We start from the raw sequence: 26,868 nt of genomic DNA, 5'->3' as shown, positions 1-26,868 counted from the left end.
ACCAAGATATTTTTACATCCAATTAACCAAAAAATAATCGTATTTTTATTGACAATATTTTAGGCGTAGATACTCTACTTACAGATGTACTAATATGTTGAAGTAAGTTACGCATCGATTTGACTCAGAGAAAATCAAACAATAAACTGTGATTATTTCGGTGATATATTAATCAAAGATATACAAACTTATTTCAAAAGTACAGCCTATGTCCCGAACTAATACTCTCAAGATTATCATGTTAGGTCCTAGTTTACTCCAGCAGGGTGGCATTTCTGGTTATGAGAAGCTTTTTTTAGAATATGCTCCTTCTGAAATCCAAATATATCATATTATCACTCATGAGGACGGATCTATAGCAGTGAAAACAATGGTGTTTTTGAAAGCTATATGGAAATTTATATGGATATTAAGAGCAGAAGAAGTTGATATTGTTCAACTTGAAATTTCACAACGCGGCAGTGTTTTACGGCAAGCAATTATGACACTTTTAGCTTGGCTATTTAACAAACCGATAATTCTACACGCTCATGGTAGTCAATTTCATCTTTTCTATGCTGGACTTGCTAACTGGATACAGAAATTGCTAAGTTGGATATTTTGTAAATGTCAACGCTTAATTGTATTATCGGAAAGTTGGAAAAGTTTCTATATAGAAAATCTTGGTCTTAAACCTGAACAAGTTGTAGTTTTTTACAATCCAGTAAAATTTCCTCCTGAAGTTCCACACCGTTCAGTTTCTGCAAAAGTTAACTTACTTTTTTTAGGACGAATTGGTCAACGGAAAGGAGCATTTGATTTGATCAAAGCTTTTTCTTTTTTGCCTACTGAATATAAAACCAGATCAAGTTTGATTATGGCAGGAGATGGAGACATAGAAGAGGCAAGCAATTTAATTACGACTTTAAATCTACAAAACTATATACAATTGCCTGGCTGGATAGGGTCAGATGAACGTGATATTCTTTTAAGTAAGGCAGATGTTTTTGTGTTGCCCTCTTATAACGAAGGTCTCCCACTAGCAATGCTGGAAGCAATGGCTTGGGAGTTACCAGTCATAGTTACACCAGTAGGAGGCATACCTGAGATAGTTACTCAATCTGAAAATGGATTAATTGTTAATCCAGGAAGTGTTGAGCAGTTATCAGATGCTATTAGGTCTTTGATTGAAAATGAGGATTTGAGGCTCTCTCTAGGATCTAAAGCGAGAAAAAGTGTTTTTCATCTTGATATCAAAAATCACTGGATTTCTTTTCTTGATTTATATCGTTCAGTGTTAAGTTGAAATGATAAATCTAGCAACTGCAAAACAGAAAACTATAAAAATGCAGACCTGCAGTTTATTCAGCCCAGTTTCACCAGGTATGACTAAAATTTACCCAAAAAAGGCAGATTTTAGAATTGACAAGTCAGTGTTTTACTAAACTGATTAAGAGTTGAGATTATTATGGCATTACCTAAAAAAGTACTAATTATCGTTGAAAATCTGCCAGTTCCCTTTGATCGGCGGGTATGGATGGAAGCAACTACTTTGCAAAAAGCTGGGTATGAAGTTAGCGTAATTTCACCAACAGGTAATGGGTTTGAGAAATCTTACGAGATTATTGAGAAAATTCACATTTACCGTCATCCTCTACCACCAGAAGAAAGTTCTGTTCTTGGCTATCTTCGAGAGTATAGTTGGGCGATTAATTGGCAATTCCGTCTAGCTCAACGGGTATGGCGAGAGCGGGGTTTTGATGTTATCCATATTTGTAATCCGCCGGATTTACTTTTTTTAGTAGCAGGATGGTTTAAATTATTTCATCGCATCTGGGTTATCTTTGATCATCATGACCTCAGTCCGGAGATGTATGAAGCTAAGTATCAACGGCGAGATATTTTTTATCATGGATTATGCTGGGCTGAACGCTTGACCTATGCCACAGCAGACATAGTAATTTCAACGAACGAGTCGCACCGAGAGGTAGCTCTTACCCGTGGGCACAAGAAACCGGAGAAGGTCTTTGTAGTTCGTAGTGCGCCCGACCTTTCCCGTTTTCACCGAATGCCCCCAAATCCGAATTATCGTAGAGGTAAGAAGCACTTGATAGGATATATGGGTGTCATGGGTGAACCAGAGGGAATTGATTATCTTCTGAGAATAGTATATTATATTACCCAGAAAAAAAATCGCCAAGATATTCACTTTATGTTGATTGGTAGTGGACCAGCAGCCGAAAAACTTAAAGTTTTATCCAGAGAGTTAGGAGTGAGTGAGTTTGTAGAATTTACAGGTTTTAAGCAAGGGGAGGAACTTTTAGAAAGGCTTTCCAGTTGTGACGTTTGTGTAGAACCCTCCCCAACATCTGCTTATAACGAAAACTGCACCATGAATAAAATCCTCGAATACATGGCGATGGGAAAAGCAATTGTCCAGTTTGATTTGCGAGAGGGAAGACGTTCTGCACAGGAAGCATCTCTTTATGCCAAGCCTAATGATGAGGTTGAATTTGCTGAGAAAATTCTAGAGCTTCTAGATTCTCATGAACTAAGAGAAAAGATAGGAGCTGAGGGACGACTGAGAATGGAGAAGATTCTTGAATGGCAATATCAAGCTCCGAAATTGTTAGAGGCTTATGATAAGATTTGGCAAAGCTAGTTGGCATTATTGTGCGACAATGGGAACTAAATTTATAACTTAGATAGTCTATACTATTGTCATATTGTCAAATCGCATCATTCTTGTCAGTTGCAGTGGTTTGTGAATTCTCTAAGTCTTTTTTAGTTTCTTACTTAATATCTGTATTTGGGAAGATTTATGTCAGAAAAATCTACGGAATCTAGAGAATCTATTGATTTAGACCTCAGTCGTTACCTATTCATATTGAAACGATGGTGGCTACCTGCTACTGCGATATTTACAGCTACAGTTATTCTCAGTGCTATAGCTACACAATTTATGAAGCCATCCTATGAAGCCGAAGGAAAACTATTATTTAGAATTCCTTCTTTTAAAGTAGTAGGAGCTAGTCTTTTGCCTAGTAATACAGAAGGAGGAGATGCAGGGGATTTAAAATCACTGCTAGCAACTCAAAATCCAATAAACACTCAGATAGAAGTTATTTCTTCCCCTGCTTTATTGCAGAAGACAATAGATAAGCTACAACTGAAAGACAAAGAAGGTAAACCTCTAGAAGTAGAAAAGCTGCGGAAATCTTTGACCCTGAAAATTGTTAGTGCAACAGATGTATTGCGAATTAGCTATACCAGTCCTGACCCCGAGCAATCAGCAGCAGTGGTCAACACAATAATGAATCTTTATTTAGATAATGATATTCTGACAAATCGCTCTGAGGCGGCAGCAACTCGTCAATTTATTGCCAGGCAGCTTCCTAAAACTCAAGAAGTTGTTAATAATACAGAAGTAGCACTACGTATATTTAAACAGAAGTATCAGATAGCAGACCTGTCAGAGGAGACAAAGTCAGCTGTTTCAACTATTGGAAATCTAGACAATGAGATGAATACTGTTAAGGCTCAGCTGGATGAGGTAAACGCCCAAACCAATGAACTGCGCCAGAAAGTAGAGCTAAATTCTCAGGAAGCGATCGCTGTGAGTGCCATCAGTCAGTCACCGGCAGTGCAGGGAGTTCTTGCACAACTTCAAGAAACTGACCGACAGCTGGCAATTGAGCGTAGCCGTTTCCTAGATGACAACCCTGTAGTTGTTAACTTAGAAGCAAAGAAAGCTAGCTTAAAATCTCTCTTACAACAGCAAATTGGTCAGACTGTTGGCAATAAAACAGAAGTTTCACAGAACCTATTACAGATTGGAGAACTAAGACAAAACCTGATCCAAAATTTTCTGCAGTCAGAAATACAGCGCATTGGTTTAGCAAAAAGACTCTCCTCTTTATATAACTCCCGTTCTATATACGAAAAGCGCGTTAAACTCATACCCCAACTAGCACAAAATCAGAGGGAGTTAGAACGAAAAGTTGAAGTCGCAGAATCAACATATCAAACTCTGTTGAAAAAGGTTCAAGAATTACAGTTAGTTGAGAATACAAATACAGCCAGCTCGCGGATTATTGCTCAGGCTATAGTGCCCGATAAGCCAGTAGAAAGCAAAAAAATTATTGTTTTAGTGCTAGGAGTAATGTTCGGTTTATTCTTGGCTACTACAACAGTTCTTGTTCTAGGTATGAGAGATAGGTCTCTGAAAACCCTTCAAGAAATCAGAGATATATTTAGATATACTTTGTTAGGAATTGTGCCTTTGTCTGTTAAAAAGATTCGCTCCCGTTATTCAAACGCAGAATCAATAAATCAAACAATTGCTGTCAGAGATACGCCTTACTCTTTAACTAGCGAAATGTACAGAATGATTCAAGCGAATCTGAAATTCCTGAGTTCAGATAAAGTGCTGAAAACTATTGTGGTAACTAGCGCAGTTCCTAAAGAAGGCAAGTCTACAGTTTCAGCTAATTTGGCAACAGCGATCGCTCAATTAGGACGTCAAGTTTTACTAATAGATGCAGATATGCGAGTTCCTTCTCAGCATCATCTGTGGGAAGTAAGTAATGCAGATGGCTTGAGTGAAGTTCTTATAGGTCAGACTGAATTTGATGTTGCTTTATCTAAAGTAATGGATAATCTTGATGTCTTAACTGCTGGCTCTAGACCTCCCAATCCACTTGCTTTACTTGACTCAAAGCGGATGGCATCGCTAATTGAAAGTTTTTCATCTCAATATAAATATGATTTTGTAATTATTGATGCTCCTCCCTTGCTTTTGGCAGCCGATGCTTTGACTATAAGCCAAATGACTGATGGGATTTTGTTAGTCGCTCGACCTGGGGTAATTGATTCTAACAGTGCATCTGCCGCTCAAGAAATGCTAGAGAGATCAAGTCACAACGTATTAGGTTTAGTTGTGAATGGTATCATTGATAAAAATGAATCTAGTAGTTATTTCAACCATGTTAAACAATACTTTACTCATCAAGATTTGGCAAAAGAGACAAAGCTAAAAAAACGTATTCCAGACAAAACTTCTGTATAAATTAAGTTAAATAAATTAGGATTTTGTCTTACCAGTTAATTTAATACCATAACTGGTAAATAATAGTACAGTATTAATTACACAATAACTTGGCTGAAATTCTTGCCTAGTAAAACATCAATAATTAATTCTGCTGGGATACTTGTATCATATCTGTTTAATTATTTAGCAAAAAAACAATAAGCCTACTTTCAGAGGTAGGCTTATTATTTTGTATAACTCTAGACTTCAGCCTGACAGAACTATGTGTTGTAGATTGTAGGGTGTAGATTTCAGAACACAATATTACGGTTACTGATATTCGTGTGCCCCAATATCATATCCAGAACCGACAGGACGAGATTTACCAAAATAATCATTTTTCAAATTATTCCACTTAAAACCATTGTTGATGGCCCGGCTAGTTCCCTTTATTCTAAAGTCACCACCTGAGGGATTTACAAATTGTGGATCTGCCATAATATCGTTAGGTCCCACAGAAACTGCACGAGAACCATTGTTGTTGTAGAGGTTGTAGTTAAAAGTAGTGTTGGTACTTTTATTATTCGTACTTATTGTTTTGTTAGCCGCAGCATAAATGATGTTATTGATAACTTTGACATCACCTGAATAATTACTCATTATTTGTCCGTGAGTAATTTCCTTAGTCTGGTTATTCAGATAAACAGTGTTGTGGACAATATCCACATGGTCGCTTGAAAAGGTATGAATGCCCGTACCACCATTTTTATATGAGATATTGTTGGCAATCAAAGTACGTCCTTGATACCCATTATCTCGTGACTTATCAACAATAATACCATTACCATCTTGGAACTTTCCATTGTAATACCAGGGAACAAACATTTGATTATTGTAGACTTTGTTTCTGGTAACATACATCCTATAGTTCAGGTTCTTATCATAATTCCAATTGTTGAGCAGTGAAATCCCACTAGCCCCGTATGGTGAGTACCAGGCATTATTATATACCTCGTTGTTGTCCACTGTTACATAGTCCGATTCAATAACTGAAATACCCGCACCGCCACAATCATGTACCTTGTTGTTGAGAATACGTATGTGGTGGGAACGACCATTTTTTCGTCCATCTATATTTATGCAGTTTCCACTCGTCAGTGGGTTGGATGTATTATACTTCTGACTCAGCGCATAACTCAGGGTTATATTGGTATTGTTCCCTGCAACCTCCAGACCATTTATCTCAATATATGAGGCTCCATTTTCAATGGAAATTCCATTCCATCCATTGTGCTGAATTTTTGGCTTATTTCCAGGATATGCCTTATAGGTAATCCATGAATTTGCCGTTCCAGAGCGTTTAATTACTAGTGCTGAACCGTTAGAGTAAGTATTCTTATATACTCCATCCATGATCAGTACTGTAGTGCCAGGACTAGTTAGGTCTGCTGCCCTTTGAATTGTCCTAAAGGCAGATGACGGAGTGAGTCCGCTATTTTTGTCGCTTCCGCTACCACTAACATAGTATGTTGTAGTTGTAACCTGGCTGATCAGCTTGCGACTTGGTAGTGGTGTGCTTTGATCGGTGGATAACTGACGAACGTCTTTAACTAAAGACTCTGTTATTCTCTGTCCTTGAACCAGACCTGTTAACGCCCAGGGGAGTACAAGAGATGCACTTAAACTGAGAAAGCCTAAACCATGAATCATCATAGGGAAAAATAGGGTATATTGCAAAAACTGAATCGTCAACGGTCAGTAACTCTAGCCTTGGTCAGTAAGTCAGTATTGGATACGGTCGTGTAACTGCCATTTGTAAGTTTATAAACGGTTTATCAGGTTTACACCTGAGCATTTCCACGTAAATATCGCTGAAATGTTTTCTAGGCAGTGTTAAAAAAAAATGGCAACCATCTGGTAAAAGTACTGAAAAAATTCTCAGTATGCAGAGTCATCCCATTAATGGACACAAACCAACCGTACAAATGACATCATTTCTAATTGGACATCATTCTACTGTGTATACGCGGTATCTGTAGTTAAGATAGTATATCTGTCATTAAACAGTTATTTTACTTAAATAATTCTTATGATAATGATAATTAAAACAAAGAAAAAAGTCTTACAGGAAGTGGATTATATAATCTTTACCCTCTAAAGCATTCTCATTATCATAAGAAATCAGAGTAACAAAAACAAAGTTTTAAAAGGTATATCAATGGCAAATTCAGAAATTTCAGTGATAGCTTTCGGTTTACGGAATTTAAAGCTCGGTAATAAGGCTTAGACTTTTATAAAAATTAGTATAAAATATAAATAATTTAAGAAGCGATCGCAAAAGGAAAGATATTTATGTACACTAGTATTGTCTTATCCTGCGGTCAAATAAGAGTATCTGGGAAGGGTTGGGGAGAAGTGTATTTCATTTACTGGCAACTGCTGTAATTTAACTAATACTTACGCGTAAGAGATACTCGCTTTTTTTTAAGAGGGATCGAGCTTTCTGGTTTTGAGTGCGTAAGTTCAGTTAATAAAAGAGGTGGTTATTGTGGAGGACAGTTCAAGAGAGATGAATATTGCTCTCTCGCAAGAGAATACACCAAGAGCAATCAATCTCTTTGACTATATAGATATTGTAATTTTGGGGACGGAGAAGTTTAAGCAACGCCCCCAATTCACATCTGTATCTAAAACTAGAGTCCGAACAAGTTCAGAAGATTAAAGATAACACCGAGAGGACCAGTGATAGTGTTTATGGTATCGCCAGTCTTAGCGGAACCCGATCGGTTGACTACAACAACATCATTATTGCGGAGTATGGGATTAGTTTGCTCATTAATGCCAGCAGAAAAATCCACTTTTACTATGCGTTTAGTGACAGAACCGTTAGGGTTGAGGCGAATCAAATCAACAGCACTGCTACTAGCTCTGGCATCATTAAATCCGCCAGCTGCCAGTATAGCTTGATTTAAAGAGCTATTCGGCTGAACGTCTGTTAACCCTGGTTTTTTAACTTCACCTACCACACCAACTTGAATACGTGTAGGAGACAAAGTAGTGGTAGCTAATTGAGTAGCTTCTGCGGGGTTAATCTCAGTTGCCGTCGGAATAACAATTGTATCTCCGTCTTGCACGATGATGTCTTGACTAGCGTCGCCACTCTGCAATAGTTGCCAAAGGTTAATATCTATAGCTTGTTCTGAGCCAGTTCTTGTAAGTCGACGTAGCCTGAGATTACGAACATCAGCTTGTGCTGTAATTCCCCCAGCTAGTTGAATAACCCGTGTCACGTTTGGTAGACCATTGGGATTAGCAGTACCACTGTTAGTTGCTGCGCCCCCCTGAGCATCTGTGCTGGCTGGGGTGACAAGATACGAACCGGGACGATTAACTTCACCGATAATTGTTACCGTGCGAGGCGTGGTTTGGCTGGCAGCAAAGTTAGATGCAAATATATTACGAGATTCTGCCACGTTGAAGTTGGTTGCTGTTGGCACAACTATGGTGTCTCCATCACGCAAGGTAATATCCTGTGATAACCTACCTGTTTGGATAAGTTCCTTCAAATTGACACTAACGGCTTGCTCTGAAGAACGTCCGATTTTACGCCTTAATTGAATTTGACTCACATCCGCAGCCAAGGTTACGCCCTGTGCTGTTGTCAATGCAGCTAATACAGTGGGGTACTGTACGCCTGGATTGTCTCCCGCGCCTCCGCTCAAGCTAAGAGTGTAAGCTCCTGGACGTGTCACTTCTCCGGCAACGAAAACATTGATAGGACGAGGCGATAACAGATTGACTGAGATTAAGGGACGTTTGAGGAAGCGAGCATATCTTCTAGCAATTTCGTCAGCAGCCTGTTCAGTTGTTAGACCGAGGACTGACACACTGCCAATTAAAGGTAGGTTGATTGCTCCACCTGGGGGAACTTGGTATTCTCCTGTATATTCAGGTACTTCAAATACATTTACCCGGATGCGATCGCCGCCTCCTAATGAATAATTAGTATCTAATTGTGTTTGTGTGCTTGGTGTTTGTGTCGTTGGTGGTAATGGTTGTCCCTGAGCTAGACTCGCAAATGGCACAGCGACATTGACAGCACTTAACAAAGCCACACCCACAACTGGCTGAGTTAGGAATTTGAATTTAAACAAACTTGTGTTAAGCATATTTACCTTAGATTCTGAAACTACGATTAATAAAGTACTGTCTAAACATTTTTATTTTGACTATACCTAAGTATTCAAGTTCCCCAACACTCTTATTTTCCCCGAAAAGTGTAATTTTCCGGAGGAAATTTGTTTATTGAATTTGAATTTTTAGTGAAGTTAATTTAAAGTTGAGCAAACTTGAATATGGGGATTATCAAAAAATATGTGACTTACGGAGATAAACGCAGTTTATATAAAAAATTGTCTGTTATGTAAATAGGTACTTACGAATAACGCATTTCTACCAAAGTCAATTAAATGACACTTAACCTGTGATTCTAAATATTCTATTAGTAGTAATTTTTGCAAAAATTATGAACTCCATTATTGATTAACTACAAATAATCTTGAAAAAAGGTCGAAATTTAGTTTTTTTGTGAGTTGGATTGAGCAAAGATAAACTCAAAAAGGCGGAAATTTAAGGTTATTCTGTAAAAAGATACCACGTATATACGTTGTTCAAAAAAATCTATAATTGAGTATTTGGCAACGAAATTAATTAACAGAGTTATTTTTTCTTTGAATTTGTTGAATAAAAAACTCTTCTAGGGAGTAACGTGACAAGTTCATAGCAATAATTTTACCTTCCATCAGACGAACACTAGCGAGGAAATCATAGTAATCGTCTTGTAGTGTACCTTGCCAGGAACCATCAGGTTCAAATCTGAGAGTGGGTATCCATTTTTTGAGAATTTCCCAGTCACCACCTTGACCTTTTACATGATATGTGTTCTCTACGCCTAAAAGTTCATTAAGGGAACCAGAGCAAATTAGTTCACCTTGAGCAAGGATGGCAATGCGATCGCAAATCTGTTCTACTTCACTAAGAACGTGGCTATTGAAAAAAATCGTCTTTCCAGCAGCTTTTAGTGCCAAGATGATTTCCCGCATTTGGTAACGTCCCACCGGATCGAGACCAGACATGGGTTCATCGAGAAAAACTAAATCTGGCTCATTAATTAGCGCCTGTGCCATACCAACACGCTGTAGCATTCCTTTTGAGTAGCGGCGTAAAAGCTTTTTGCGAGCATCAGCTTGGGATAAACCTACTAATTCCAGCAGTTGGGGAATGCGTTGGCGTTGGACACTTTGGGGAATTTGGAATAGTCCAGCAGCTAGCTGCAAAAATTCCCAGCCAGTGAGATAGTCATACAAATAGGGATTTTCTGGCAAATAGCCAATATGTTGCTTAACACTGCGATCGCCTATAGGCTTATCCAATAAAAATCCCCGTCCAGAAGTGGGATGAATAATTCCCAGCAACAATTTTAAAAGGGTGGTTTTACCAGCACCGTTTGGCCCTAGCAACCCAAAGGTTTCACCTTTGTAAACCGTTAAAGAACAGTTTTTGAGAGATACGACTTTTTGATTTAGCCAAAAACCAGTGCGATAGACTTTTCGCAACTCAGAAGTTAGGACTACTGGCGGAGTGTCTGCCGTATTAAGTTGAGAATCAGGGTCATCTGCAACAGACTTCATCTTGGTTCAACCACTAATAACCAGCTTGGTATTAATTACAAGTTACCTAGTAGGCTGATAATAACCATCACCAAGTCGTGTGTCAATTATTGGGGATTGGAGACTATAGGGGAAATAACTAATGCCCCTTTTTACAACTTTTAGAGAACGCCTTTAGAACTGGGAATTAGACCAGCACGACGGGGGTCAATCTCCACTGCTAGCCGTGTTGCTCTTGCAAAGGCTTTAAATGTCGCCTCTATGATGTGGTGGGAATTAATGCCATCCAGTTGCCGAATGTGGAGTGTCATTTGGCTATGATTCACCAATGCTACAAAGAATTCGCGCACGAGTTGGGTGTCATAAGTTCCTACGCGCTGGGTAGGAATTTGCAAGCCGTAGCTGAGGTGAGGCCGTCCAGAAAAGTCTAGCGCTACCTGAACTAAAGCTTCATCCAATGGCGCAAGAAAATTACCAAAGCGGACAATACCTTTTCTGTCGCCTAGTGCTTGGTTGAAAGCTTGGCCTAAAGTAATGCCTACATCTTCGTTGGTGTGATGGTCATCAATTTCCCAGTCTCCCTTGGCTTGGACATCTATATCAATCAGCCCGTGGGAGGCAATTTGATGCAACATGTGATCCAAAAACGGAATGCCTGTTGCTGCCGTGCAAGTTCCTCTACCATCCAAATTGATGGTAACTTGTACATCAGTTTCACCAGTAGTGCGGTGAATAGTGGCAATCCGAGGGGTTTTAGTTGACTGGTCGTAGTTTGAATTAACTTGGCGATTGGTTGTTTGCATGGGAAGTGGAGAATGGGGAATGGGGAATGGGGAATCGGCAAGAATAATTTTTTACTTACTCCCTCTACTCCCGACTCCCTACTCCCCAAATTATCTTACATTCCCATAATTTCATATCCTGCATCTACATATAGAACTTGTCCGGTAATACCACTGGACAAATCACTACATAAGAAAGCGGCAGTATTCCCCACTTCTAGCTGAGTGACAGTACGGCGCAGGGGAGCTACTTCTTCGACATGATGAATCATATCCAAAATTCCACCCACTGCTGAAGATGCTAAGGTGCGGATGGGGCCTGCGGAGATGGCATTGACGCGGATATTTTTCGGCCCTAGTTCAGCAGCTAGGTAACGCACGCTCATTTCTAACCCTGCTTTAGCAACTCCCATAACGTTGTAGTTAGGGATTGCTCTAACACCGCCTAAATATGTCAGCGTGACGATACTACCTCCCTCAGTCATCAAAGGTTTCGCTGCACCACTTAACTGCACCAGCGAGTAGGTACTGATTTCTAAGGCAGTGTTGAAGCCAGAACGAGAGGTTTGGCTAAAGTCTCCACTTAAATCGTCTTTACTGGCAAAGGCCAGACAATGGATGAGAATGTCTAGCTTCCCCCATTGCTCACGAATTGTCTCAAAGGTAGATTGAATCTGTTCTTCATCTTGGACATTACAAGGAAGAAATAAGCTTGGGTTGAGGGGTTCTACCAACTCCGCAACTTTTTTCTCCATTTTGCCGCGTTCATCCGGCAGGTAGGTAATACCCAGGTTTGCTCCGGCTTTATGCAGCTGTTGGGCGATGCCCCAGGCGATCGAGCGGTTATTGGCAATACCTGTAACAAGAGCATTTTTTCCAGTCAGATTCAGCATAGAAATTGTTAATGCGATCGATCATTAGGAGCATACTAGAATCTGAGGCACGTTTGTCTTTGTTTTATACAGGATTTGCAAAAATGAATATTGAGAAGGGTGTTTGCTATGACAAAAATCTTGATTTTTCCTAAAGATTTTCTCAAGATATCTTTATTTGTTCTTTAAAAAACCCTTTTTAATACAGTTATTGGAACTACTTATCAACAATTAGTAGCTGAAAGGATCAACAATTATGTATCATTATAAACAAACAGTTATGAAGCGATTAGTTTGAGTATAGGAAAGTACAGAAAGGTTGACGGTGCTTTATTCATTTTTCGGGTGTATTCTTAGGTAATCAGTTTTTGTTTTTCCGGCATTGGGTAGGGGAAGGGAGATGATCGTGACACAAGATAAAGCCCTAGCAAATGTATTTCGTCAGATGGCGACCGGGGCGTTTCCGCCAGTTGTGGAAACGTTTGAACGCAATAAAACGATCTTTTTTCCTGGCGATCCTGCCGAACGAGTTTATTTTCTTTTGAAAGGTGCTGTTAAACTTTCTAGGGTGTACGAGGCAGGAGAGGAAATAACAGTAGCATTGCTTCGGGAAAATAGTGTTTTTGGTGTTTTGTCATTGCTGACAGGAAATAAGTCGGATAGGTTTTACCATGCGGTTGCATTTACCCCTGTGGAATTACTGTCAGCCCCAATTGAACAAGTAGAGCAAGCACTCAAGGAAAATCCAGAATTATCAATGTTAATGCTGCGGGGTCTTTCTTCGCGCATTTTACAGACAGAGATGATGATTGAAACTCTTGCTCACCGAGATATGGGTTCTAGGTTGGTGAGTTTTTTATTAATTCTTTGTCGGGATTTTGGCGTTCCTTGTGCAGATGGGATAACTATTGATCTGAAGTTATCTCATCAGGCGATCGCAGAAGCAATTGGTTCAACTCGTGTTACTGTTACTAGGCTACTAGGGGATTTGCGTGAGAAAAAGATGATTTCTATCCACAAAAAGAAGATTACCGTGCATAAACCTGTTACCTTAAGTAGGCAATTCACATAAAATCAATCGGAGAAAGGGGAATCGGCGCGTGTTCTATTTTGAAAGATGACACTAATAGCTAGAGGTAAATCTAAAATTGAATAATTTCAGCTATTGCCAACTTCCACTTCTCCGCAGACAATGCTTAAAAGTAGTAGGCTGTATCTGGAAGGATTTCGGTAGCTAAAGATGACCACCGGATACATCCTCATCGCAGCAATTTTAATTCTGGGAGGCGTAATTGCCACCGTGGGCGATCGCATCGGCACACGAGTTGGCAAAGCCCGCCTCTCACTTTTTAAGCTTCGTCCGAAAAATACTGCCGTAGTGGTAACTATTTTTACGGGCGGTTTGATTTCAGCATCAACATTAGGAATTTTATTCGCTGCCGATGAAGGCTTGCGAAAGGGAGTTTTTGAATTAGAAGATATTCAAACAGACCTCAGACAGAAACGGGAACAGCTAAAAACCGCAGAAACTCAGAAAAGTCAGGTAGAAAGTGAGCTAAATCAAGCAAGAATTGCCCAAGCAAAAGCACAACAAGACTTACAGGCAATTAATCAGTCTTTACAGGCAGCAAATGCCAAACAACTCCAAACACAAGCTCAGTTGAACCGCACCATTAGTCAACAAGCTCAAACTCAAACTCAACTCCAACGCACTCAAGGTCAATTAGGACAAGTTGTAACTCAGTACCAAAAAGCCATAGCTGAGTTGCAAAGCGTTTCCAATCAAAGAAAAGAGCTACAGGCGGCAGTTGAACTACTGAAGACAGAACGACAACGACTGTACGCTGAAGCGAAAAAAGCCATTGACGAAGCCAAAACAGCGATTGAAAAACGCGATCGCGAACTGGCTAACCGTCAAGAAGCCATAGAACAACGCGATAAAAAAATTGGCCAACTCGATCAATTGATTCAAAAGCGGAATGTAGAAGTTGCAGCACGAGAGGAAGTGATTGCCAAACGGGAATCGCGCCTCAAAGAATTGGAAGCGCAACAAGAGCAACTAGAACTAGAAGTTGCCAGGCTGGAAAAATATTATCAGTCTTACCGCGACCTGCGTCTAGGTAAGTTGGCCTTAGTTCGCGGTCAAGTTTTGTCTGGTGCTGTAATTCGTGTTACCCAACCTGCTGCGGCTCGTCAGGCAGTGGTACAACTTTTACAAGAAGCCAATCGCAACGCCAACCTCGAATTAAGTGAGCCTGGGGCAAATCCTGCCAATGTAGAGCTACTACGCGTGACTCAGGATCGGGTTGACCAATTGAGCAAGCAGATTAGCGATGGTCAAGAATATGTGGTGCGAATTTTCTCGGCTGGTAATTACGTCAGGGGAGAAAAGCAGATAGAGTTTTTCGCCGATACAGCGCGAAATCAATTGGTTTTTTCGGGAGGCGCAGTCCTAGCTACAACTAGTGCCGATTCCAAAACTATGACATCGTATCAGTTACAGCAAAGGCTGGAAATACTAATTTCTGCTTCTCAATTTCGGGCTCGTAATGCCGGAATTGTCGAGGATGTGCAAGTAGAGGGGACTTTCTTGCGCTTTGTCGCCCAATTAAGACAATATAATCAGCCCTTGGAGATCAAAGCGATCGCAGCAGAGGACACTTATACAGCCGGGCCATTGAGAGTAAAATTAGTGGCAATAGTCAACGGAAAAATTATTTTTAGTACTTAAAACATTATTTGCACACTGTTATTAGTAAGATTTAAACATATTCAACAGCAGTCAAAATAGTTGCTGTGATTGCATTTATTGATTTCTAATTCTCAATTTTTATTTTTAATTTCTTATGACTTTACGCGAATTTTCACCAACGCAACCAGTCATATTGGGGTTTGATCCAGGTCGAGATAAGTGTGGGTTAGCGGTGATGGGACTGGATCGACAATTGTATTATCATCAGGTTGCGTTAGCCAAAGAGGCGATCGCTACCATTGAAACACTGCGTCAAAAGTTTCCCATCTCCTTGATGGTGATGGGCGACCAAACTACAGCCAAGCAGTGGAGACAGCAACTATATCAGGAATTGACAGAACCTCTGAGTATTATTTTAGTAGATGAGCGATATACAACCTTAGAAGCACGCGATCGCTATTGGCAAATGTTCCCACCCAAAGGACTAACAAAGCTATTGCCACAAGGTCTACGACAGCCTCCAAGACCGATAGATGACATTGTTGCCATTCTCTTAATTGAAAGATACTTAAACCGCCTCACAGAATCAACACTCAGCAGTCAAGAGTGAAGAATTACATCCTTAACTCCTAACTCCTGTACTGACGCGATTAATCGCGTCTCTCCTAACTCCTAACTTTTAAAGTTCCGCCCGAATAGTAAAAGCATAATCTCCTCCAGGCTCTAGCTGATAATCTTGTTGCTCCAAAAATCGACCAAGGGGTTCTTTGATTAAAGCGCGGCCTTGGGAAGGCTTGACGGCAAGTTCTCCCCGGCGAAAATGCCACTGGAAATGCCACTCAAACTCACCTGCACTCACTTCACCCTCAAGGAAGCCGTGTTGCCAAGATTGGCGGGTGATTCTGACATGGGCAATAGTTTCTGGCAGTCGTCTTTTAGCACTCACAATGCTTTATGTCAAGTGTAGAATAACAGCCGCTCATATTAGACTGGCTTCTTATTTTATGTACCAAACATAGTCTAAATAGACAAACTGACAAAGTGAGTATTTTTAGTTGAGTCAGAATGGTACTAATGGATAATGCTAAATGTAAAATTTCAGTTGAAAGTGACTCAAACTTCCTTAATCTCAGCGTTTCGTGTCTATATAACAAATCCTAAATCATTTTTGATAGACAATATCCCCAGCTTTCTAGATAAGTCAGCGATCTATGACTTCAGTCTATGGGCATAGTGGTAAGTAGTGGGGATAGTTTTTGTTAAAGTTTTAGAAATAAGAGTATCCTAGAAACTGTATATCTAACGCTTCTTTCATCAGTGTATTGTGGATTGATTGGAATTTCTTTGAAAGATTTCAGCACAATTACAGACCGATAAAGCTTAGAGTATTTATATTGCTTTTCTTGGATGTCAAAACGCAGAATATTTTCTAGTGGATGTTCAATAACTTGATTGCCACGAAGACTTTTACGTTCGATAAAGACCTTATCGATGCTTTTATAGAAGGTGCAGGTAGTTACAGGTGATGTGGCAAAAAAAGCAGCGACCGCCATGATAATTAATATAGATAAACTTAAGAAAAATAGATAATTTCGCTGATTTTGCTGTACCAATAGAGAAGTTTTACTAGAGTTGATAAAATCGTTGGTTTTCAAAGTAAATTCTTGATTTTGTTCATAGCTAAGATGGGATAAAAGAGGAAAATCTTTAAATGGAGTCACAATTATAACCTGATGGCTTTTCGACCCTTTGCTACCAGTTTTTGTGAGAATGTATGCTTCACTGGGATCAAACATTCTGAGTTTCTCCATCCTTCCCAGCAAATTAAACCGTCTCAATTCACAATTAATTTTGCTTGGCGAGAGGCGATCGCAATTAAGACTGATTGAAGCAGACTCAAAAAATAAGCAGTAAATCAAGAAGCTTAAACAGACAGTAAAAATGCACCACCCGATGACCCAATATCTGAGTGGTCGATGCTTTAACTGCAATCTGGTACGGGTTTCCTCGACAATTTTCATCAGTGCTTGTGTATAGAATACTTAACCCCTGAGTAGAGTATTCCCTTAGTAGCCCATTCACTTATCACCAAATCTAAGTACTAGGGAGGATTTATGATAAATCCCTCAAAAACCTTTGACTAGCTGGGATAATTGGGTCAGAAAGCTATAGCTAGAAGCATGGAAACCAAACAGCTAGGAAAAACTGGTGTATTTGTGAGTGCGATCGGTTTGGGTGGTATGCCCATGTCAATCTCTAATCGCCCTCCCGAATCGCAATCAATCGAAGTTATTCATCGGGCTTTGGATTTGGGTATTACATTTATTGACACTGCCGATTCTTACTGCAAAGATGAGTCAGAAAAACACCACAACGAGCGACTAATTCACAAGGCACTTACTAGTTATAAAGGCGATGTTAGCCAAGTAATTGTGGCAACTAAAGGCGGTTTGATGCGTCCCGATGGAAACTGGACAAGCAACGGTAACCCAGAACATTTGCGCGAAACAATTCGAGTCAGTTTTGAGGCGTTAGGTGGCGCTAAACCCATCGATGTTTGGCAATACCATTCACCCGATAGTAAGTACACCATTGAAGAATCCCTTGCGCCAGTGAAAGAAGCAGTGGAGGTAGGTTTGATTAGGTTTGTGGGAGTTTCTAACTTTTCGGTTGAACAAATTAAGCGGGCGCAAGATGTAGTAGATATTGTCTCGGTGCAGAATCAATACAGTCCTTGGCAACGACAGCCAGAAAAGGACGGCGTGTTGAAGTATTGCGAACAGCAAAAATTGACATTTTTGCCTTGGAGTCCCTTTGGTGGTAGACGTCGCCATCAGGATTTGCAAGATATTCCTGCGATCGCTAACTTAGCTAAAGGAAAAGGCGTGTCAGTATATAGTATCGTTCTAGCGTGGTTACGCTCCAAATCGCCCGCTATTTTGCCAATTCCTGGTGCTAGCAAGGTTTCTAGTATTGAAGACTCAGCACAAGCTATCAATGTGAAACTATCTGAAGAAGAAGTACAAAAAATTGATCACGCAACTTAATCATTTCACTAGCTAACTTAAGTAAGTGAACGTAAATAATTGTCGTTGAGATCAAGCAATAGGCAATAGGTATAAGGATTTTAGCCTAGTTCATTTTTCTTTACATAGTTTGGTTTTATTGTGCCAACTCACTTAGATTTAGTAAAAGTTGTCAAATATTTACGCTCACTTTTAGTTAGTTTAAGACAGCGTAATAACTTACGATTCGGGTATTTGATGAAATAAAGGATATGTAAAGAAACAGTCTTTCCAAAAACAGGCGATCGCTTAAGCAACCCCGAAACGCATCATCCGAAGCGTCCCGCTTGGTGGGAGAATAAAAACGAGAAATGATGCAAGCCTGGTGTTGTCCCCAGCCTAAAGGAAATCGTATAAATGTGGAAAAGAATTGTATTAATTTTGCTATTGGTGTTGAGTTTCAGCCTGAGTAATTCTGATATAGCAGCTGCGGCTGGACTTAAAAGCTTTGTAGACACTAGTGATGGCTATCAGTTTTCATATCCTAACGGGTGGCTACAAGTTAAAGTTTCCAACGGGCCAGATGTGGTTTTCCACGATTTGATTGAGGTGTCTGAAAACGTTTCTGTTGTGATTAGCCCAGTTCCAGAAGGCAAAACTTTATCAGAATTGGGAACCCCAACAGAAGTAGGATATAAGTTGGGAAAAGCTGCTCTTGCGCCTCCTGACTCTGGTCGTTCGGCTGAATTAGTCAATGCCGCAGAGCGAGAAGTAGACGGTAAAACCTACTACCTTTTAGAGTATGAGGTTCAACTTCCTAATAAACAGCAACGGCATAACATCGCCAGCGTCGCTGTTAGCCGTGGCAAACTTTTTACCCTCAACGCCTCAATTCCTGAAAAACGCTGGCAGAGAGTTAAAGGAATGATTGATGAGGTTGTAAATTCATTTACTGTCTATTAATTGGGAAATAGGGAATGGGAAATGGGGGATAGAGAAGAAATTTAATCACCAATCCTGGATTTCTCACAAGTGAGAAATGAGCGTGAGTGTGGGGGGTGTGGGGAGTGTGGGGAGAAAGAGGAGGAATTGAATAACTGCACATCAATGAACGCTGGCATTGCCTCCCACACCTCCCACACTCCCCCCACACAATACTTGAGAAATTCAGGCAATGCCCCATACCCCATACCCAATTAACAAGCTTTTTATAAATCTCATGAAAATTCCACCCTTTGTACTTGCCTCAGCTTCCCCGGCTCGTCGCCGCTTGCTGCAAACTGTTGGTATTGAACCGATAGTTCGAGCCAGTGACTTTGACGAGTCGCAAATCCAATTAAGTGAACCAGCAGAATTGGTCAAAACTCTTGCCCAATATAAGGCGGAAACTGTAGCCCCGCAGTTTGAATCCGCTTTGATTATGGGTTGTGATTCGGTTTTGTCTATGAATGGTGAAATTTACGGCAAACCAGCAGATACTTCTGAAGCGATCGCCCGTTGGCAGATAATGCAAGGTAGCTTTGGCGACTTGTATACAGGTCACGCTTTAATTGACCTTGAGCAAAACCGCACTATAGTCAAGTCTCAAGTTACAAGAGTTTACTTTGCTCAAATGAGCGATCGCGCCATTCAAGCATATATTGCCACAGGTGAACCACTCAAGTGTGCTGGAGCATTTGCTATTGAAGGTTTTGGTAGTTTCTTTGTTGAAAAAATTGAAGGCTGTCACAGCAATGTAATAGGACTCAGTTTACCCCTGCTCCGGCACATATTAGCGGAACTGGGATACGATGTCACTGATTTCTGGCAATAGTTATTGCGCCAATTGTTAATTTTCAATGGTCAGTTGTTTGGCCACTTTCCAATACCTCTAACAAACTTTTCAACATTAAATAAGCAGAAGTCCCTCCTGGATCTTGATGTCCGATACTTCTTTCCCCCAGATAGCTAGCCCGTCCCTTTTTCGCCTGCATAGGTATAGTTTCTTGTAAACCCTTTTGAGCTGATGCTACAGCCTGTTGCATCGCTTCCAGCGTTCCCTTACTTTCTCCTACAGCTTGCCCAAAAGCGACTACAGCCGGAGATAGCACATCCACCATTGTTTTGTCTCCTAGTTGCGCTTTGCCACGTTGCAGCACGCCGTCTAAGCCTGCCTGGAATAGCCTTAACACATCTTGTTCTGTTAATTCTTGCTTATCTACTACTGCTGTACTAGCTCGTAAAAACCAGGTTCCATAAAGAGGGCCACTAGCACCGCCAATGGAAGAAATCAAGGTCATACTCACAGCTTTGAGAATGTTGCTGATGTCCTTGTCTCTGAGAGTTAGTAACAGAGTACTTACCTTTTTAAAGCCGCGATCCATATTTATACCGTGGTCAGCATCTCCGATCGCAGCATCTAATTCTGTCAAATATGCTTTATTCTGCTCTATCTCGGTTGCATAAGCCTGCAACCATTGTAATATCTGCGCCTGACTCAACATAATTACGAATTAGTCCCAATGCCAACTGGGTGTTTTGACTGGTGCATCCCATAATCGGATCATCTCGTCATCTAATTTCAGCAGGGTAATGGAGCAACCTTGCATTTCTAGAGATGTGATGTAAGGACCGATTAAGTTTCGCACAATTTTGAATCCTTGCTGTTCGCAGATTTGGGCTAGTTTGCGGTAAACAATATATAGTTCAGAAACCGGAGTTCCACCCATACTATTGACGAAAGCTAATAAGCGATCGCCTTTGGCAAATCGGAGATTTGTTAGTTCTACATCTAGCCATTCTCCTTTGTCTTCATCCCACTCGCGCAGTGTGCGGCTGTATGGTGCATCCTCAAGGAGCGATCGCGTCAAAACTTCGGTAATCTCATCTACTGGTTTGATGGCGGTACGTTCTGTTCCTGGCTCACCGTGAATACCGATACCTAATTCAATTTCGCGATCGCTCAATTCAAATGTCGGTGTTCCATTCGCGGGGACTGTACAAGATGTTAGAGCAATTCCCATACTCCGCCCATTTAGATTTACTCGGCGACATAAATTTGCAATTTGTGGCAAATCATACCCAGCCTCAGCCGCCGCGCCACAAATTTTTTCCGCCAATATTGTTGTTCCCACACCCCGCCGTCCTTGGGTATAGAGGCTATCTTTCACTGCTACATCGTCATCAATCAAAATATTTAGCGATCGAATGCCTTCACTACGGGCTAACTCCGTTGCCATTTCAAAGTTCATGACATCGCCACTGTAATTTTTGACGATGTAAAGGATACCAGAGCCCCCATCTACAAGCTTTGCTGCTTCTAGCATTTGGTCAGGAGTAGGTGAAGTGAAAACTTCACCAGGACAAGCTGCATCAAGCATTCCTTTGCCCACAAAGCCAGCGTGCATTGGTTCATGTCCACTGCCACCACCTGAAATAATTGCTACTTTACCTTGTATAGGTGCATTGGCTCGATAAACAAAAGTGGGATCATAGTTTACTTTAATTAAATCGGAATGAGCCGCCGCCATACCTTCTAGACTTTCCCGCACAAAGTCTTCCGGCTTGTTGATCAGCTTTTTCATAATCCGTGTTTGCTTAAAAGGGTTCTAAAACCCAGGTTATAGCGCTTCTGGTTTGTATGCAATAGATTCTGACCTCTGTCTAAATCTCTCTTCTAGAAAGCTTTAGTGTTGCATTAGCATTGCAGGTCGATGCATTAGCATTACAGGTTGATGCATTAGCATTGCAGGTTGATGCATTAGCATTGCAGGTCGATGCATTGGCATTACAGGTCGATGCATTGGCATTACAGGTTGATGCATTGGCATTGCAGGTTGATGCATTAGCATTGCAGGTTGATGCATTAGCATTGCAGGTCAAGATGTAGGGCAGCTTTAGAAGACTTTTGTGTACACTCTATTCAGTAGGGGCGCAAGGTCTTGCGCCCCTACTACGTGGTCTGTTTACCTGAGAATAGTTGTAATGTCAATCCAAAGATTCCATCCACTCAATACACTTGTGCATCTGCTGGCGCATAGTTTCTTTATCAGCATGAAACCTTCGCCCATGACCTGGTAGCACCCACTCAAAAGAATAATTAGCCAAATTACGCATTGATTTAGTCTGTTCTGGCCAAGAATACCAGCAGACACTGTAGAATGCAGTCAGTTGGTGCAAGCTTTCTGACCAAGCGAGATGGTCGCCAGTAAAGAGAAACTTATTTTTGTAGAGTAGGGCGGTTTGCCCTTTGGTGTGACCGGGAACTGGGATAATTAATAAATCTGGAGTCAAGGTAAATGCTTCAGAACCAGTTAGCTGTATTTCTACATTGCGAGTATCCGCAGTAATATCATCAGTGTGAAGGATGCGATCGCACTGAAAATGCTCCGCAAACTTTTGATGATCTGCCACATCATCTTTATGAGTTAGGTACATATAACGAATCGGCCCCAGTTCTTCTAAACGCTTGACTAAAGGCGGCGTAAACCGGGGAGAATCCACCAAAATATTACCTTCTGGAAGTTGAATTAAATAGCTAGCAGCACCATAAGATTTTTCAGAATGATAGCCGCAGTGGTAAACATTTTCCGCCACTAATATTGGAAACTTTTGTTGAGCAACTTTGATATCTTTTGGTTTTTCAACAGTCCCAATAGAACTAGTAGGACAAGCTAAAAGTGCTTCAAGTGCTGCTAATCTTTCTGTATCATTCGTTGGTTGATGATAAACTGCCGACTGTTCATCAACACGAGAAAACACTTCAGGAGTCATCCAGCGACAGGTATCACAATCAATACAGGTAGTATCTACATAAAAATCGCCGTTGACATTTTGGGGACGACGCTGATTTAAATGAGCCATATTAATTAATCCTTTTGCTTCCAACCGTATACTGGGGGAGCGATAAACCTTATATCACTACGCTAGCAAAAGTGACTTGAGACTGTAGCCGCCACGAGAAGTAAATCTGCTCAATAATATAAAGACTCGTGAAACCTAGTAAACAGAAAATGGGAAAACTTAATAGACACTATCTGCTTATTCCCAAATATGCTTTACTGTTCTAATTCCAGTTGTTCAAATCCTTTTAATACTGATGACAATAAGTTTTGTATTAAGTGTGGACAAACACTCACGTCATTACTCAGAAACCGTTTCCGGGTAATACGACTTTTGGGTGAGGGTGGATTTAGCAAAACTTATGAAGCTAGGGATGCAGATAAGATAGACGAACCTTGCGTAATTAAGCAATTTGTCCCGCAAGTTCAAGGAACAGCTGCACTTGAGAAAGCAACGGAGTTATTTAAGCAAGAGGCGAAGCGTCTCTATGACTTGGGAGAACACCCGCAAATTCCCCACCTGATTGCTTATTTTGAACAGGATAAGCGGCTTTATTTGGTGCAAGAGTTGATTCAGGGGCAGAATTTATTACAAGAATTGCAGCAGAAGGGAGCTTTTAGCGAAGAAAAGATAAAACAGCTTTTAACTGATTTATTGCCTATCCTGAAGTTTATCCATGAACGTCCTGACTTAGATTTGGAAACCTGGAAATATTTCGGTGAGTCTCTAGGATGGCGGATTAAAAATAATTGGAAGCCTTATGAATTTCTATCATTTACATTAGCTGCTCCGGTAGGACAACTACTCAGAGCGATATGGAGTATGAGATTAGATGGAAGAAGAAAAACACTCTCTGCCCTTACATCAAGACTTGTGAATTGTAGAATTTAGTAATTAAGGAAAGATTCGCTATGACTGAAATTGTATTTCTCGTTGAAGATGATCCAGATGGTGGTTATACAGCTAGAGCTTTAACCGAGTCCATTTTTACTCAGGCTGAGGATATAGAAACACTACGCGAAATGATCCGTGATGCGGTTCATTGTCATTTTCCTAATGAACATAACCGTCCTAAAATTATTCGGTTACACATAGTACGTGATGAGGTAATAGCTTCTTGAAGCTCCCACGAGACTTATCTGGTTCAGAATTAGTTAACGCTCTTGCTCATCTAGGATACGAGGTCAGTCATCAAAAGGGCAGCCACATTCGGTTAACTACTCAACAGAATGGTGAGCATCATATTACAGTTCCCGCTCATGACCCGATTAAAATTGGTACTCTTAACGCCATACTGAGAGATGTTGCTGCTCATGCTGGTTTCACTCGTGACAATTACTTGCGTTGCTTTTTCTATAGCTATTAAAAACGGATAAATAGGTAAGTGTAATTAATGTTTAATAAATTCACTTATGATTGAAACTTTACTCGCGTAGGCGTAGCCCATCGTAGAAATCGCAAATCCGCCAAACTCTAATTATTATGTATATTTTTTAATTTCTGAAAATGCGATCGCGCCCCTTTACCAAACGCGATCGCGAAATTTTGCATCCCCTAACCAATAAAATGCAGATGATTACTCACCGCACTAATTAAATTATGGGTAACGGGAAGACTATCAACTACCATCCCCAGACACAAAAGCATCATGTAGGAGATCGAAAAGAGAAACAACTCTTTAGCTACAGCGCGATCCTCTGGATTTTGCAACAAACGCCAAGATTTGTGGATAAATAATCCTCCCAGAATTACAGCGATCGCAGCATAAAGAATTCCACTTGCGCCCAAAGGATAAACCAATAACACGGTTGCAATTACTGTTAGCAGCGTATAATACCAAATCTGCTTTACAGTTGCCGTAGTACCTTCAATCACAGGTAACATTGGTATCCCAACTTTTGCGTAGTCATCTTTAATCATCAGAGCTAGCGCCCAGAAATGGGGTGGTGTCCACAAGAAGACGATGGCAAAAATCAGCCATGCTGACCAGCTTAATGTTCCCGTGACAGCGGCCCAACCCACTAAAGCCGGAATTGCCCCAGCCGCACCACCAACAACAATATTCTGAGGGGTGTGGCGTTTCAGCCAGTGGGTATAGACCAAAATATAAAAAACTATGCCAGAGAAAGCTAGCAGCGCGGCTAACAGATTGGCAAATACTGCCAAGAGTGTAAAGGAAATCGTTGCCAGTGCGATCGCAAAAATTAGAGCATCGCGTGGCTGCACCTTACCGGAAGGCATCGGACGATGACGCGTCCGCTCCATGTCATAATCAATATCGCGATCGTAGATACAGTTAATCGTCTGGGCGCTTGCAGCAGCCAAAGTGCCACCAGTGAGAGTTACTAGCAACAGCAATGGGTCTACTTCTCCCTTAGCAGCAATCCACATACTCCCAGCCGTGGTAATCAAAAGCAACGGAATAATCCGAGGCTTTGTTAGCTGGTAATAACTTTGAACTACCTGGAAAAACGTTTCGTGGTGGCGAGAGACATTAGTCTCAATCATTTTGGCTCTGGTTCCTTATTTTTCAACAACTTATATGCAGCCCACGCTCAAGCTGGCTCTTTCAGGCAAATAAAAACACAGATTTTCTGTCCCTGGGTAGGTTGCATCATTAGTGCTGAGTGCTGAGTGCTGAGTGCTGAGTTAGGAGTTATCAGTTAGATAGAAATTCTTCCTCTGCCCCCTCATCTCCCTCGTCTTCCTCATCTTCCCCATTCCTTACTCAGCACTCAGCACTCGTGACTCAGCACTAACTGAGTCACGCTGTGCGAGAACTGTGAAAGCCACCAAAGTACCTAACAAAGCTGCTCCTATAGCTTGGTGGGAGACGGTGAGAGGCTCGACTTGGAGATGTAATTTGAAAGTGGCGAATCCCAACAAAATTTGTAAGGTCAACAAACCACCAGCTATATTTGCCAGTCGCCGCAAGGCTGGATGTAGTGCTGGTGTACGCCAACAGATAAATACCATTGCCAAGGTTGTGACTGTTGGCGGCACCAAACCAGCAATATGGCTGTACATTACAGTACAAAGTTGAGAACCACCGAAGCATTGGTGTAGCGCCCAGCGAGAGCCTACCAAAGCACCTAGCAGACTTTGCAGGTAAACCAGAATAGCAGCAGTTAAACCTACCCAAGGCAACTTACCAACGGTTCCAGTCCCCTGATAGGGAGTGAGTGTCGTGCCGATAATCAAGAGGGTGCAAAAAAATAACAGCGCCGTTCCTAAATGAGCAGTAACAATATCAAACCGCAACAGTTCGGTAACGGTGAGTCCTCCCAAGATGCCTTGGAAGACGATTAAAAATAGGGCGAATGTGGATGCCCAAGGCAGCCATCTGGGTAAGAAACGACGATGCCACCAGGACAAACCAAAAAGTGCGATCGCGCTTAAACCAATTAAAGCTGCATCCAATCTGTGAAACCACTCTAGGAACACCTGGAGATTCATTTGCTTGGCTGGCACGAGTTCGCCATAGCATAAGGGCCAGTCTGGGCAAGCAAGTCCAGCATTCATCACGCGGGTGGCACTGCCTATTGCCATCAAAATTAAGGTGGCTATGCACATTTTCCACACCAAGCGCCGAATCATTTCCTTGGGCTTTTGCTGCTCAACTGCCGCTTCATTTTGTTGTTGTAGGACAAATTCGCTCATGAATGATACCTTCTGCCTGCTCTTGGTGGCTCTCTTAAAATTTTCAATTTTCTTTTAGTGTCCCATCTTCACCCTAGCGTATAGGCTAAGGGTTTATAGATTAGCACTCACTTATACTTTGAATCACTCTAGGAAGGTTCTGCCTGAAGCTTTAGGTATTTTTCAAGATGTGAAAAATTGATTAATCACAATTAATTTAAACATTCTAAATTTTTCCTTAAATTTTTCCACTGATTTTAGGAGAAGGCAGGAGGAAATAATTATGAATGAAAATGAATGGAAACTTCAGTTTTGAGTATAAAATCCAGTGGTTCAATACCCATGCTTTTAAATGCATCTGGGTTACTCCTCCCCTCTAC

Annotated in this window: 25 protein-coding genes and 1 pseudogene; 14 read left to right on the top strand and 12 right to left on the bottom strand. The window is 41.0% G+C overall.

The features are described from left to right. Nucleotides 1–238: 238 nt before the first annotated feature. From G1O98_RS09150 to G1O98_RS09140, 3 genes are all read left to right on the top strand, one after another. On the top strand, nucleotides 239–1,285 hold the full coding sequence (locus G1O98_RS09150; RefSeq protein WP_243458388.1) for a glycosyltransferase family 4 protein: 1,047 nt from the start codon (nucleotides 239–241) through the stop codon (nucleotides 1,283–1,285). A 162-nt stretch (nucleotides 1,286–1,447) separates the two neighbouring features. Continuing rightward, nucleotides 1,448–2,641 (top strand): glycosyltransferase family 4 protein, encoded by a 1,194-nt coding sequence (locus G1O98_RS09145; RefSeq protein WP_163928515.1) that lies wholly within the window; start codon nucleotides 1,448–1,450, stop codon nucleotides 2,639–2,641. 159 nt (nucleotides 2,642–2,800) lie between these two features. Beyond that, nucleotides 2,801–5,047, top strand: coding sequence for a polysaccharide biosynthesis tyrosine autokinase (locus G1O98_RS09140; RefSeq protein WP_163928514.1), 2,247 nt, complete (start codon nucleotides 2,801–2,803; stop codon nucleotides 5,045–5,047). A gap of 291 nt (nucleotides 5,048–5,338) precedes the next feature. Here the strand turns inward: G1O98_RS09140 and G1O98_RS09135 are convergent, their stop codons facing one another. The 5 genes from G1O98_RS09135 to fabI all read right to left on the bottom strand — a co-directional run bounded on the left by G1O98_RS09135 (nucleotide 5,339) and on the right by fabI (nucleotide 12,352). After that, complete coding sequence (locus G1O98_RS09135; RefSeq protein ID WP_243458387.1) at nucleotides 5,339–6,760, bottom strand: right-handed parallel beta-helix repeat-containing protein; 1,422 nt, start codon at nucleotides 6,758–6,760, stop codon at nucleotides 5,339–5,341. 941 nt (nucleotides 6,761–7,701) lie between these two features. Beyond that, nucleotides 7,702–9,177 (bottom strand): SLBB domain-containing protein, encoded by a 1,476-nt coding sequence (locus G1O98_RS09130; protein WP_163928513.1) that lies wholly within the window; start codon nucleotides 9,175–9,177, stop codon nucleotides 7,702–7,704. Between the two features lie 537 nt (nucleotides 9,178–9,714). After that, nucleotides 9,715–10,698 carry an ABC transporter ATP-binding protein gene (locus tag G1O98_RS09125; RefSeq protein WP_163928512.1) on the bottom strand — a complete coding sequence of 328 codons (984 nt, stop codon included), beginning with the start codon at nucleotides 10,696–10,698 and terminating at the stop codon, nucleotides 9,715–9,717. A 140-nt stretch (nucleotides 10,699–10,838) separates the two neighbouring features. Beyond that, nucleotides 10,839–11,480 carry an imidazoleglycerol-phosphate dehydratase HisB gene (gene hisB / locus G1O98_RS09120; RefSeq protein ID WP_163928511.1) on the bottom strand — a complete coding sequence of 214 codons (642 nt, stop codon included), beginning with the start codon at nucleotides 11,478–11,480 and terminating at the stop codon, nucleotides 10,839–10,841. Nucleotides 11,481–11,575: 95 nt separating this feature from the next. Continuing rightward, nucleotides 11,576–12,352, bottom strand: a complete 777-nt coding sequence (fabI, locus tag G1O98_RS09115) for an enoyl-ACP reductase FabI (RefSeq protein WP_163928510.1) — start codon at nucleotides 12,350–12,352, stop codon at nucleotides 11,576–11,578. 379 nt (nucleotides 12,353–12,731) lie between these two features. Here fabI and ntcA point away from each other — a divergent pair, with 379 nt between their 5' ends. The 3 genes from ntcA to G1O98_RS09100 all read left to right on the top strand — a co-directional run bounded on the left by ntcA (nucleotide 12,732) and on the right by G1O98_RS09100 (nucleotide 15,633). Then, complete coding sequence (gene ntcA / locus G1O98_RS09110; protein WP_010998529.1) at nucleotides 12,732–13,403, top strand: global nitrogen regulator NtcA; 672 nt, start codon at nucleotides 12,732–12,734, stop codon at nucleotides 13,401–13,403. A 168-nt stretch (nucleotides 13,404–13,571) separates the two neighbouring features. After that, nucleotides 13,572–15,062, top strand: a complete 1,491-nt coding sequence (locus G1O98_RS09105) for a DUF3084 domain-containing protein (protein ID WP_163928509.1) — start codon at nucleotides 13,572–13,574, stop codon at nucleotides 15,060–15,062. 115 nt (nucleotides 15,063–15,177) lie between these two features. After that, complete coding sequence (locus G1O98_RS09100; RefSeq protein ID WP_163928508.1) at nucleotides 15,178–15,633, top strand: Holliday junction resolvase RuvX; 456 nt, start codon at nucleotides 15,178–15,180, stop codon at nucleotides 15,631–15,633. A gap of 69 nt (nucleotides 15,634–15,702) precedes the next feature. Here G1O98_RS09100 and G1O98_RS09095 read toward each other — a convergent pair whose 3' ends face one another. Together G1O98_RS09095 and G1O98_RS39815 are read right to left on the bottom strand one after the other, a co-directional pair. Then, complete coding sequence (locus tag G1O98_RS09095) at nucleotides 15,703–15,969, bottom strand: DUF3146 family protein (protein WP_012411764.1); 267 nt, start codon at nucleotides 15,967–15,969, stop codon at nucleotides 15,703–15,705. A gap of 313 nt (nucleotides 15,970–16,282) precedes the next feature. After that, a complete protein-coding gene (locus tag G1O98_RS39815; RefSeq protein ID WP_243458386.1) occupies nucleotides 16,283–16,744 on the bottom strand; it encodes a hypothetical protein in 462 nt (153 codons plus the stop codon). Nucleotides 16,745–16,756: 12 nt separating this feature from the next. Here G1O98_RS39815 and G1O98_RS39810 point away from each other — a divergent pair, with 12 nt between their 5' ends. From G1O98_RS39810 to G1O98_RS09075, 4 genes are all read left to right on the top strand, one after another. Next, nucleotides 16,757–16,912, top strand: a complete 156-nt coding sequence (locus tag G1O98_RS39810; RefSeq protein ID WP_243458385.1) for a hypothetical protein — start codon at nucleotides 16,757–16,759, stop codon at nucleotides 16,910–16,912. A gap of 291 nt (nucleotides 16,913–17,203) precedes the next feature. After that, nucleotides 17,204–18,070: an aldo/keto reductase gene (locus G1O98_RS09085; RefSeq protein WP_163928507.1), complete on the top strand. Its 867-nt coding sequence runs from the start codon at nucleotides 17,204–17,206 to the stop codon at nucleotides 18,068–18,070. Nucleotides 18,071–18,445: 375 nt separating this feature from the next. Continuing rightward, a complete protein-coding gene (gene psbP, locus G1O98_RS09080) occupies nucleotides 18,446–18,991 on the top strand; it encodes a photosystem II reaction center PsbP (RefSeq protein WP_163928506.1) in 546 nt (181 codons plus the stop codon). Nucleotides 18,992–19,247: 256 nt separating this feature from the next. Further along, the gene (locus G1O98_RS09075) at nucleotides 19,248–19,841 is read left to right on the top strand and encodes a nucleoside triphosphate pyrophosphatase (protein WP_163928505.1); all 594 of its coding nucleotides are present in this window, start codon (nucleotides 19,248–19,250) and stop codon (nucleotides 19,839–19,841) included. 22 nt (nucleotides 19,842–19,863) lie between these two features. Here G1O98_RS09075 and dhaL read toward each other — a convergent pair whose 3' ends face one another. Next, nucleotides 19,864–20,511, bottom strand: a complete 648-nt coding sequence (gene dhaL, locus G1O98_RS09070; protein WP_163928504.1) for a dihydroxyacetone kinase subunit DhaL — start codon at nucleotides 20,509–20,511, stop codon at nucleotides 19,864–19,866. Between the two features lie 9 nt (nucleotides 20,512–20,520). Next, nucleotides 20,521–21,591 carry a dihydroxyacetone kinase subunit DhaK gene (gene dhaK / locus G1O98_RS09065; RefSeq protein WP_163928503.1) on the bottom strand — a complete coding sequence of 357 codons (1,071 nt, stop codon included), beginning with the start codon at nucleotides 21,589–21,591 and terminating at the stop codon, nucleotides 20,521–20,523. A 119-nt stretch (nucleotides 21,592–21,710) separates the two neighbouring features. Between dhaK and G1O98_RS09060 the strand changes: the two genes are divergently transcribed. After that, nucleotides 21,711–21,896, top strand: coding sequence for a hypothetical protein (locus G1O98_RS09060; RefSeq protein ID WP_163928479.1), 186 nt, complete (start codon nucleotides 21,711–21,713; stop codon nucleotides 21,894–21,896). Nucleotides 21,897–21,994: 98 nt separating this feature from the next. Here the strand turns inward: G1O98_RS09060 and G1O98_RS09055 are convergent, their stop codons facing one another. Further along, a complete protein-coding gene (locus tag G1O98_RS09055; protein ID WP_163928502.1) occupies nucleotides 21,995–22,870 on the bottom strand; it encodes an MBL fold metallo-hydrolase in 876 nt (291 codons plus the stop codon). Between the two features lie 189 nt (nucleotides 22,871–23,059). Between G1O98_RS09055 and G1O98_RS09050 the strand changes: the two are divergent. The 3 genes and pseudogenes from G1O98_RS09050 to G1O98_RS09040 form a co-directional block, all read left to right on the top strand. Then, a pseudogene (locus G1O98_RS09050) lies at nucleotides 23,060–23,533 on the top strand (protein kinase); the annotation flags it as partial. A 227-nt stretch (nucleotides 23,534–23,760) separates the two neighbouring features. After that, nucleotides 23,761–23,970 (top strand): 2-oxoisovalerate dehydrogenase E1 subunit beta, encoded by a 210-nt coding sequence (locus G1O98_RS09045; RefSeq protein ID WP_163928500.1) that lies wholly within the window; start codon nucleotides 23,761–23,763, stop codon nucleotides 23,968–23,970. Next, nucleotides 23,967–24,215: a type II toxin-antitoxin system HicA family toxin gene (locus G1O98_RS09040; protein WP_163928499.1), complete on the top strand. Its 249-nt coding sequence runs from the start codon at nucleotides 23,967–23,969 to the stop codon at nucleotides 24,213–24,215. Before G1O98_RS09045 ends, G1O98_RS09040 begins: the two co-directional genes overlap by 4 nt. 188 nt (nucleotides 24,216–24,403) lie before the next feature. On the opposite strand, the gene G1O98_RS09035 is transcribed toward G1O98_RS09040, so the two are convergent. Together G1O98_RS09035 and G1O98_RS09030 are read right to left on the bottom strand one after the other, a co-directional pair. Then, nucleotides 24,404–25,357: a heme o synthase gene (locus tag G1O98_RS09035; RefSeq protein WP_163928498.1), complete on the bottom strand. Its 954-nt coding sequence runs from the start codon at nucleotides 25,355–25,357 to the stop codon at nucleotides 24,404–24,406. Nucleotides 25,358–25,573: 216 nt separating this feature from the next. Further along, complete coding sequence (locus G1O98_RS09030) at nucleotides 25,574–26,509, bottom strand: heme A synthase (protein WP_163928497.1); 936 nt, start codon at nucleotides 26,507–26,509, stop codon at nucleotides 25,574–25,576. Between the last annotated feature and the right edge of the window lie 359 nt (nucleotides 26,510–26,868).

Source organism: Nostoc sp. UIC 10630 (genome assembly GCF_010747425.1).
In the GTDB taxonomy this organism is placed as follows: domain Bacteria; phylum Cyanobacteriota; class Cyanobacteriia; order Cyanobacteriales; family Nostocaceae; genus Nostoc.
The sequence above is the reverse complement of the archived record's forward strand: the minus strand, read 5'-3'. Positions and strand labels throughout refer to the sequence as shown.

What these genes read in the sequence shown, in the direction of transcription:
- G1O98_RS09150 (WP_243458388.1), top strand. Translation starts at nt 239, where the DNA reads ATGTTAGGTCCTAGTTTACTCCAGCAGGGTGGCATTTCTGGTTATGAG.
- G1O98_RS09145 (WP_163928515.1), top strand. Translation starts at nt 1,448, where the DNA reads ATGGCATTACCTAAAAAAGTACTAATTATCGTTGAAAATCTGCCAGTT.
- G1O98_RS09140 (WP_163928514.1), top strand. Translation starts at nt 2,801, where the DNA reads ATGTCAGAAAAATCTACGGAATCTAGAGAATCTATTGATTTAGACCTC.
- G1O98_RS09130 (WP_163928513.1), bottom strand. Translation starts at nt 9,177, where the DNA reads ATGCTTAACACAAGTTTGTTTAAATTCAAATTCCTAACTCAGCCAGTT.
- G1O98_RS09125 (WP_163928512.1), bottom strand. Translation starts at nt 10,698, where the DNA reads ATGAAGTCTGTTGCAGATGACCCTGATTCTCAACTTAATACGGCAGAC.
- hisB (WP_163928511.1), bottom strand. Translation starts at nt 11,480, where the DNA reads ATGCAAACAACCAATCGCCAAGTTAATTCAAACTACGACCAGTCAACT.
- fabI (WP_163928510.1), bottom strand. Translation starts at nt 12,352, where the DNA reads ATGCTGAATCTGACTGGAAAAAATGCTCTTGTTACAGGTATTGCCAAT.
- ntcA (WP_010998529.1), top strand. Translation starts at nt 12,732, where the DNA reads ATGATCGTGACACAAGATAAAGCCCTAGCAAATGTATTTCGTCAGATG.
- G1O98_RS09105 (WP_163928509.1), top strand. Translation starts at nt 13,572, where the DNA reads ATGACCACCGGATACATCCTCATCGCAGCAATTTTAATTCTGGGAGGC.
- G1O98_RS09100 (WP_163928508.1), top strand. Translation starts at nt 15,178, where the DNA reads ATGACTTTACGCGAATTTTCACCAACGCAACCAGTCATATTGGGGTTT.
- G1O98_RS39810 (WP_243458385.1), top strand. Translation starts at nt 16,757, where the DNA reads ATGGCTTTTCGACCCTTTGCTACCAGTTTTTGTGAGAATGTATGCTTC.
- G1O98_RS09085 (WP_163928507.1), top strand. Translation starts at nt 17,204, where the DNA reads ATGGAAACCAAACAGCTAGGAAAAACTGGTGTATTTGTGAGTGCGATC.
- psbP (WP_163928506.1), top strand. Translation starts at nt 18,446, where the DNA reads ATGTGGAAAAGAATTGTATTAATTTTGCTATTGGTGTTGAGTTTCAGC.
- G1O98_RS09075 (WP_163928505.1), top strand. Translation starts at nt 19,248, where the DNA reads ATGAAAATTCCACCCTTTGTACTTGCCTCAGCTTCCCCGGCTCGTCGC.
- dhaL (WP_163928504.1), bottom strand. Translation starts at nt 20,511, where the DNA reads ATGTTGAGTCAGGCGCAGATATTACAATGGTTGCAGGCTTATGCAACC.
- dhaK (WP_163928503.1), bottom strand. Translation starts at nt 21,591, where the DNA reads ATGAAAAAGCTGATCAACAAGCCGGAAGACTTTGTGCGGGAAAGTCTA.
- G1O98_RS09055 (WP_163928502.1), bottom strand. Translation starts at nt 22,870, where the DNA reads ATGGCTCATTTAAATCAGCGTCGTCCCCAAAATGTCAACGGCGATTTT.
- G1O98_RS09045 (WP_163928500.1), top strand. Translation starts at nt 23,761, where the DNA reads ATGACTGAAATTGTATTTCTCGTTGAAGATGATCCAGATGGTGGTTAT.
- G1O98_RS09035 (WP_163928498.1), bottom strand. Translation starts at nt 25,357, where the DNA reads ATGATTGAGACTAATGTCTCTCGCCACCACGAAACGTTTTTCCAGGTA.
- G1O98_RS09030 (WP_163928497.1), bottom strand. Translation starts at nt 26,509, where the DNA reads ATGAGCGAATTTGTCCTACAACAACAAAATGAAGCGGCAGTTGAGCAG.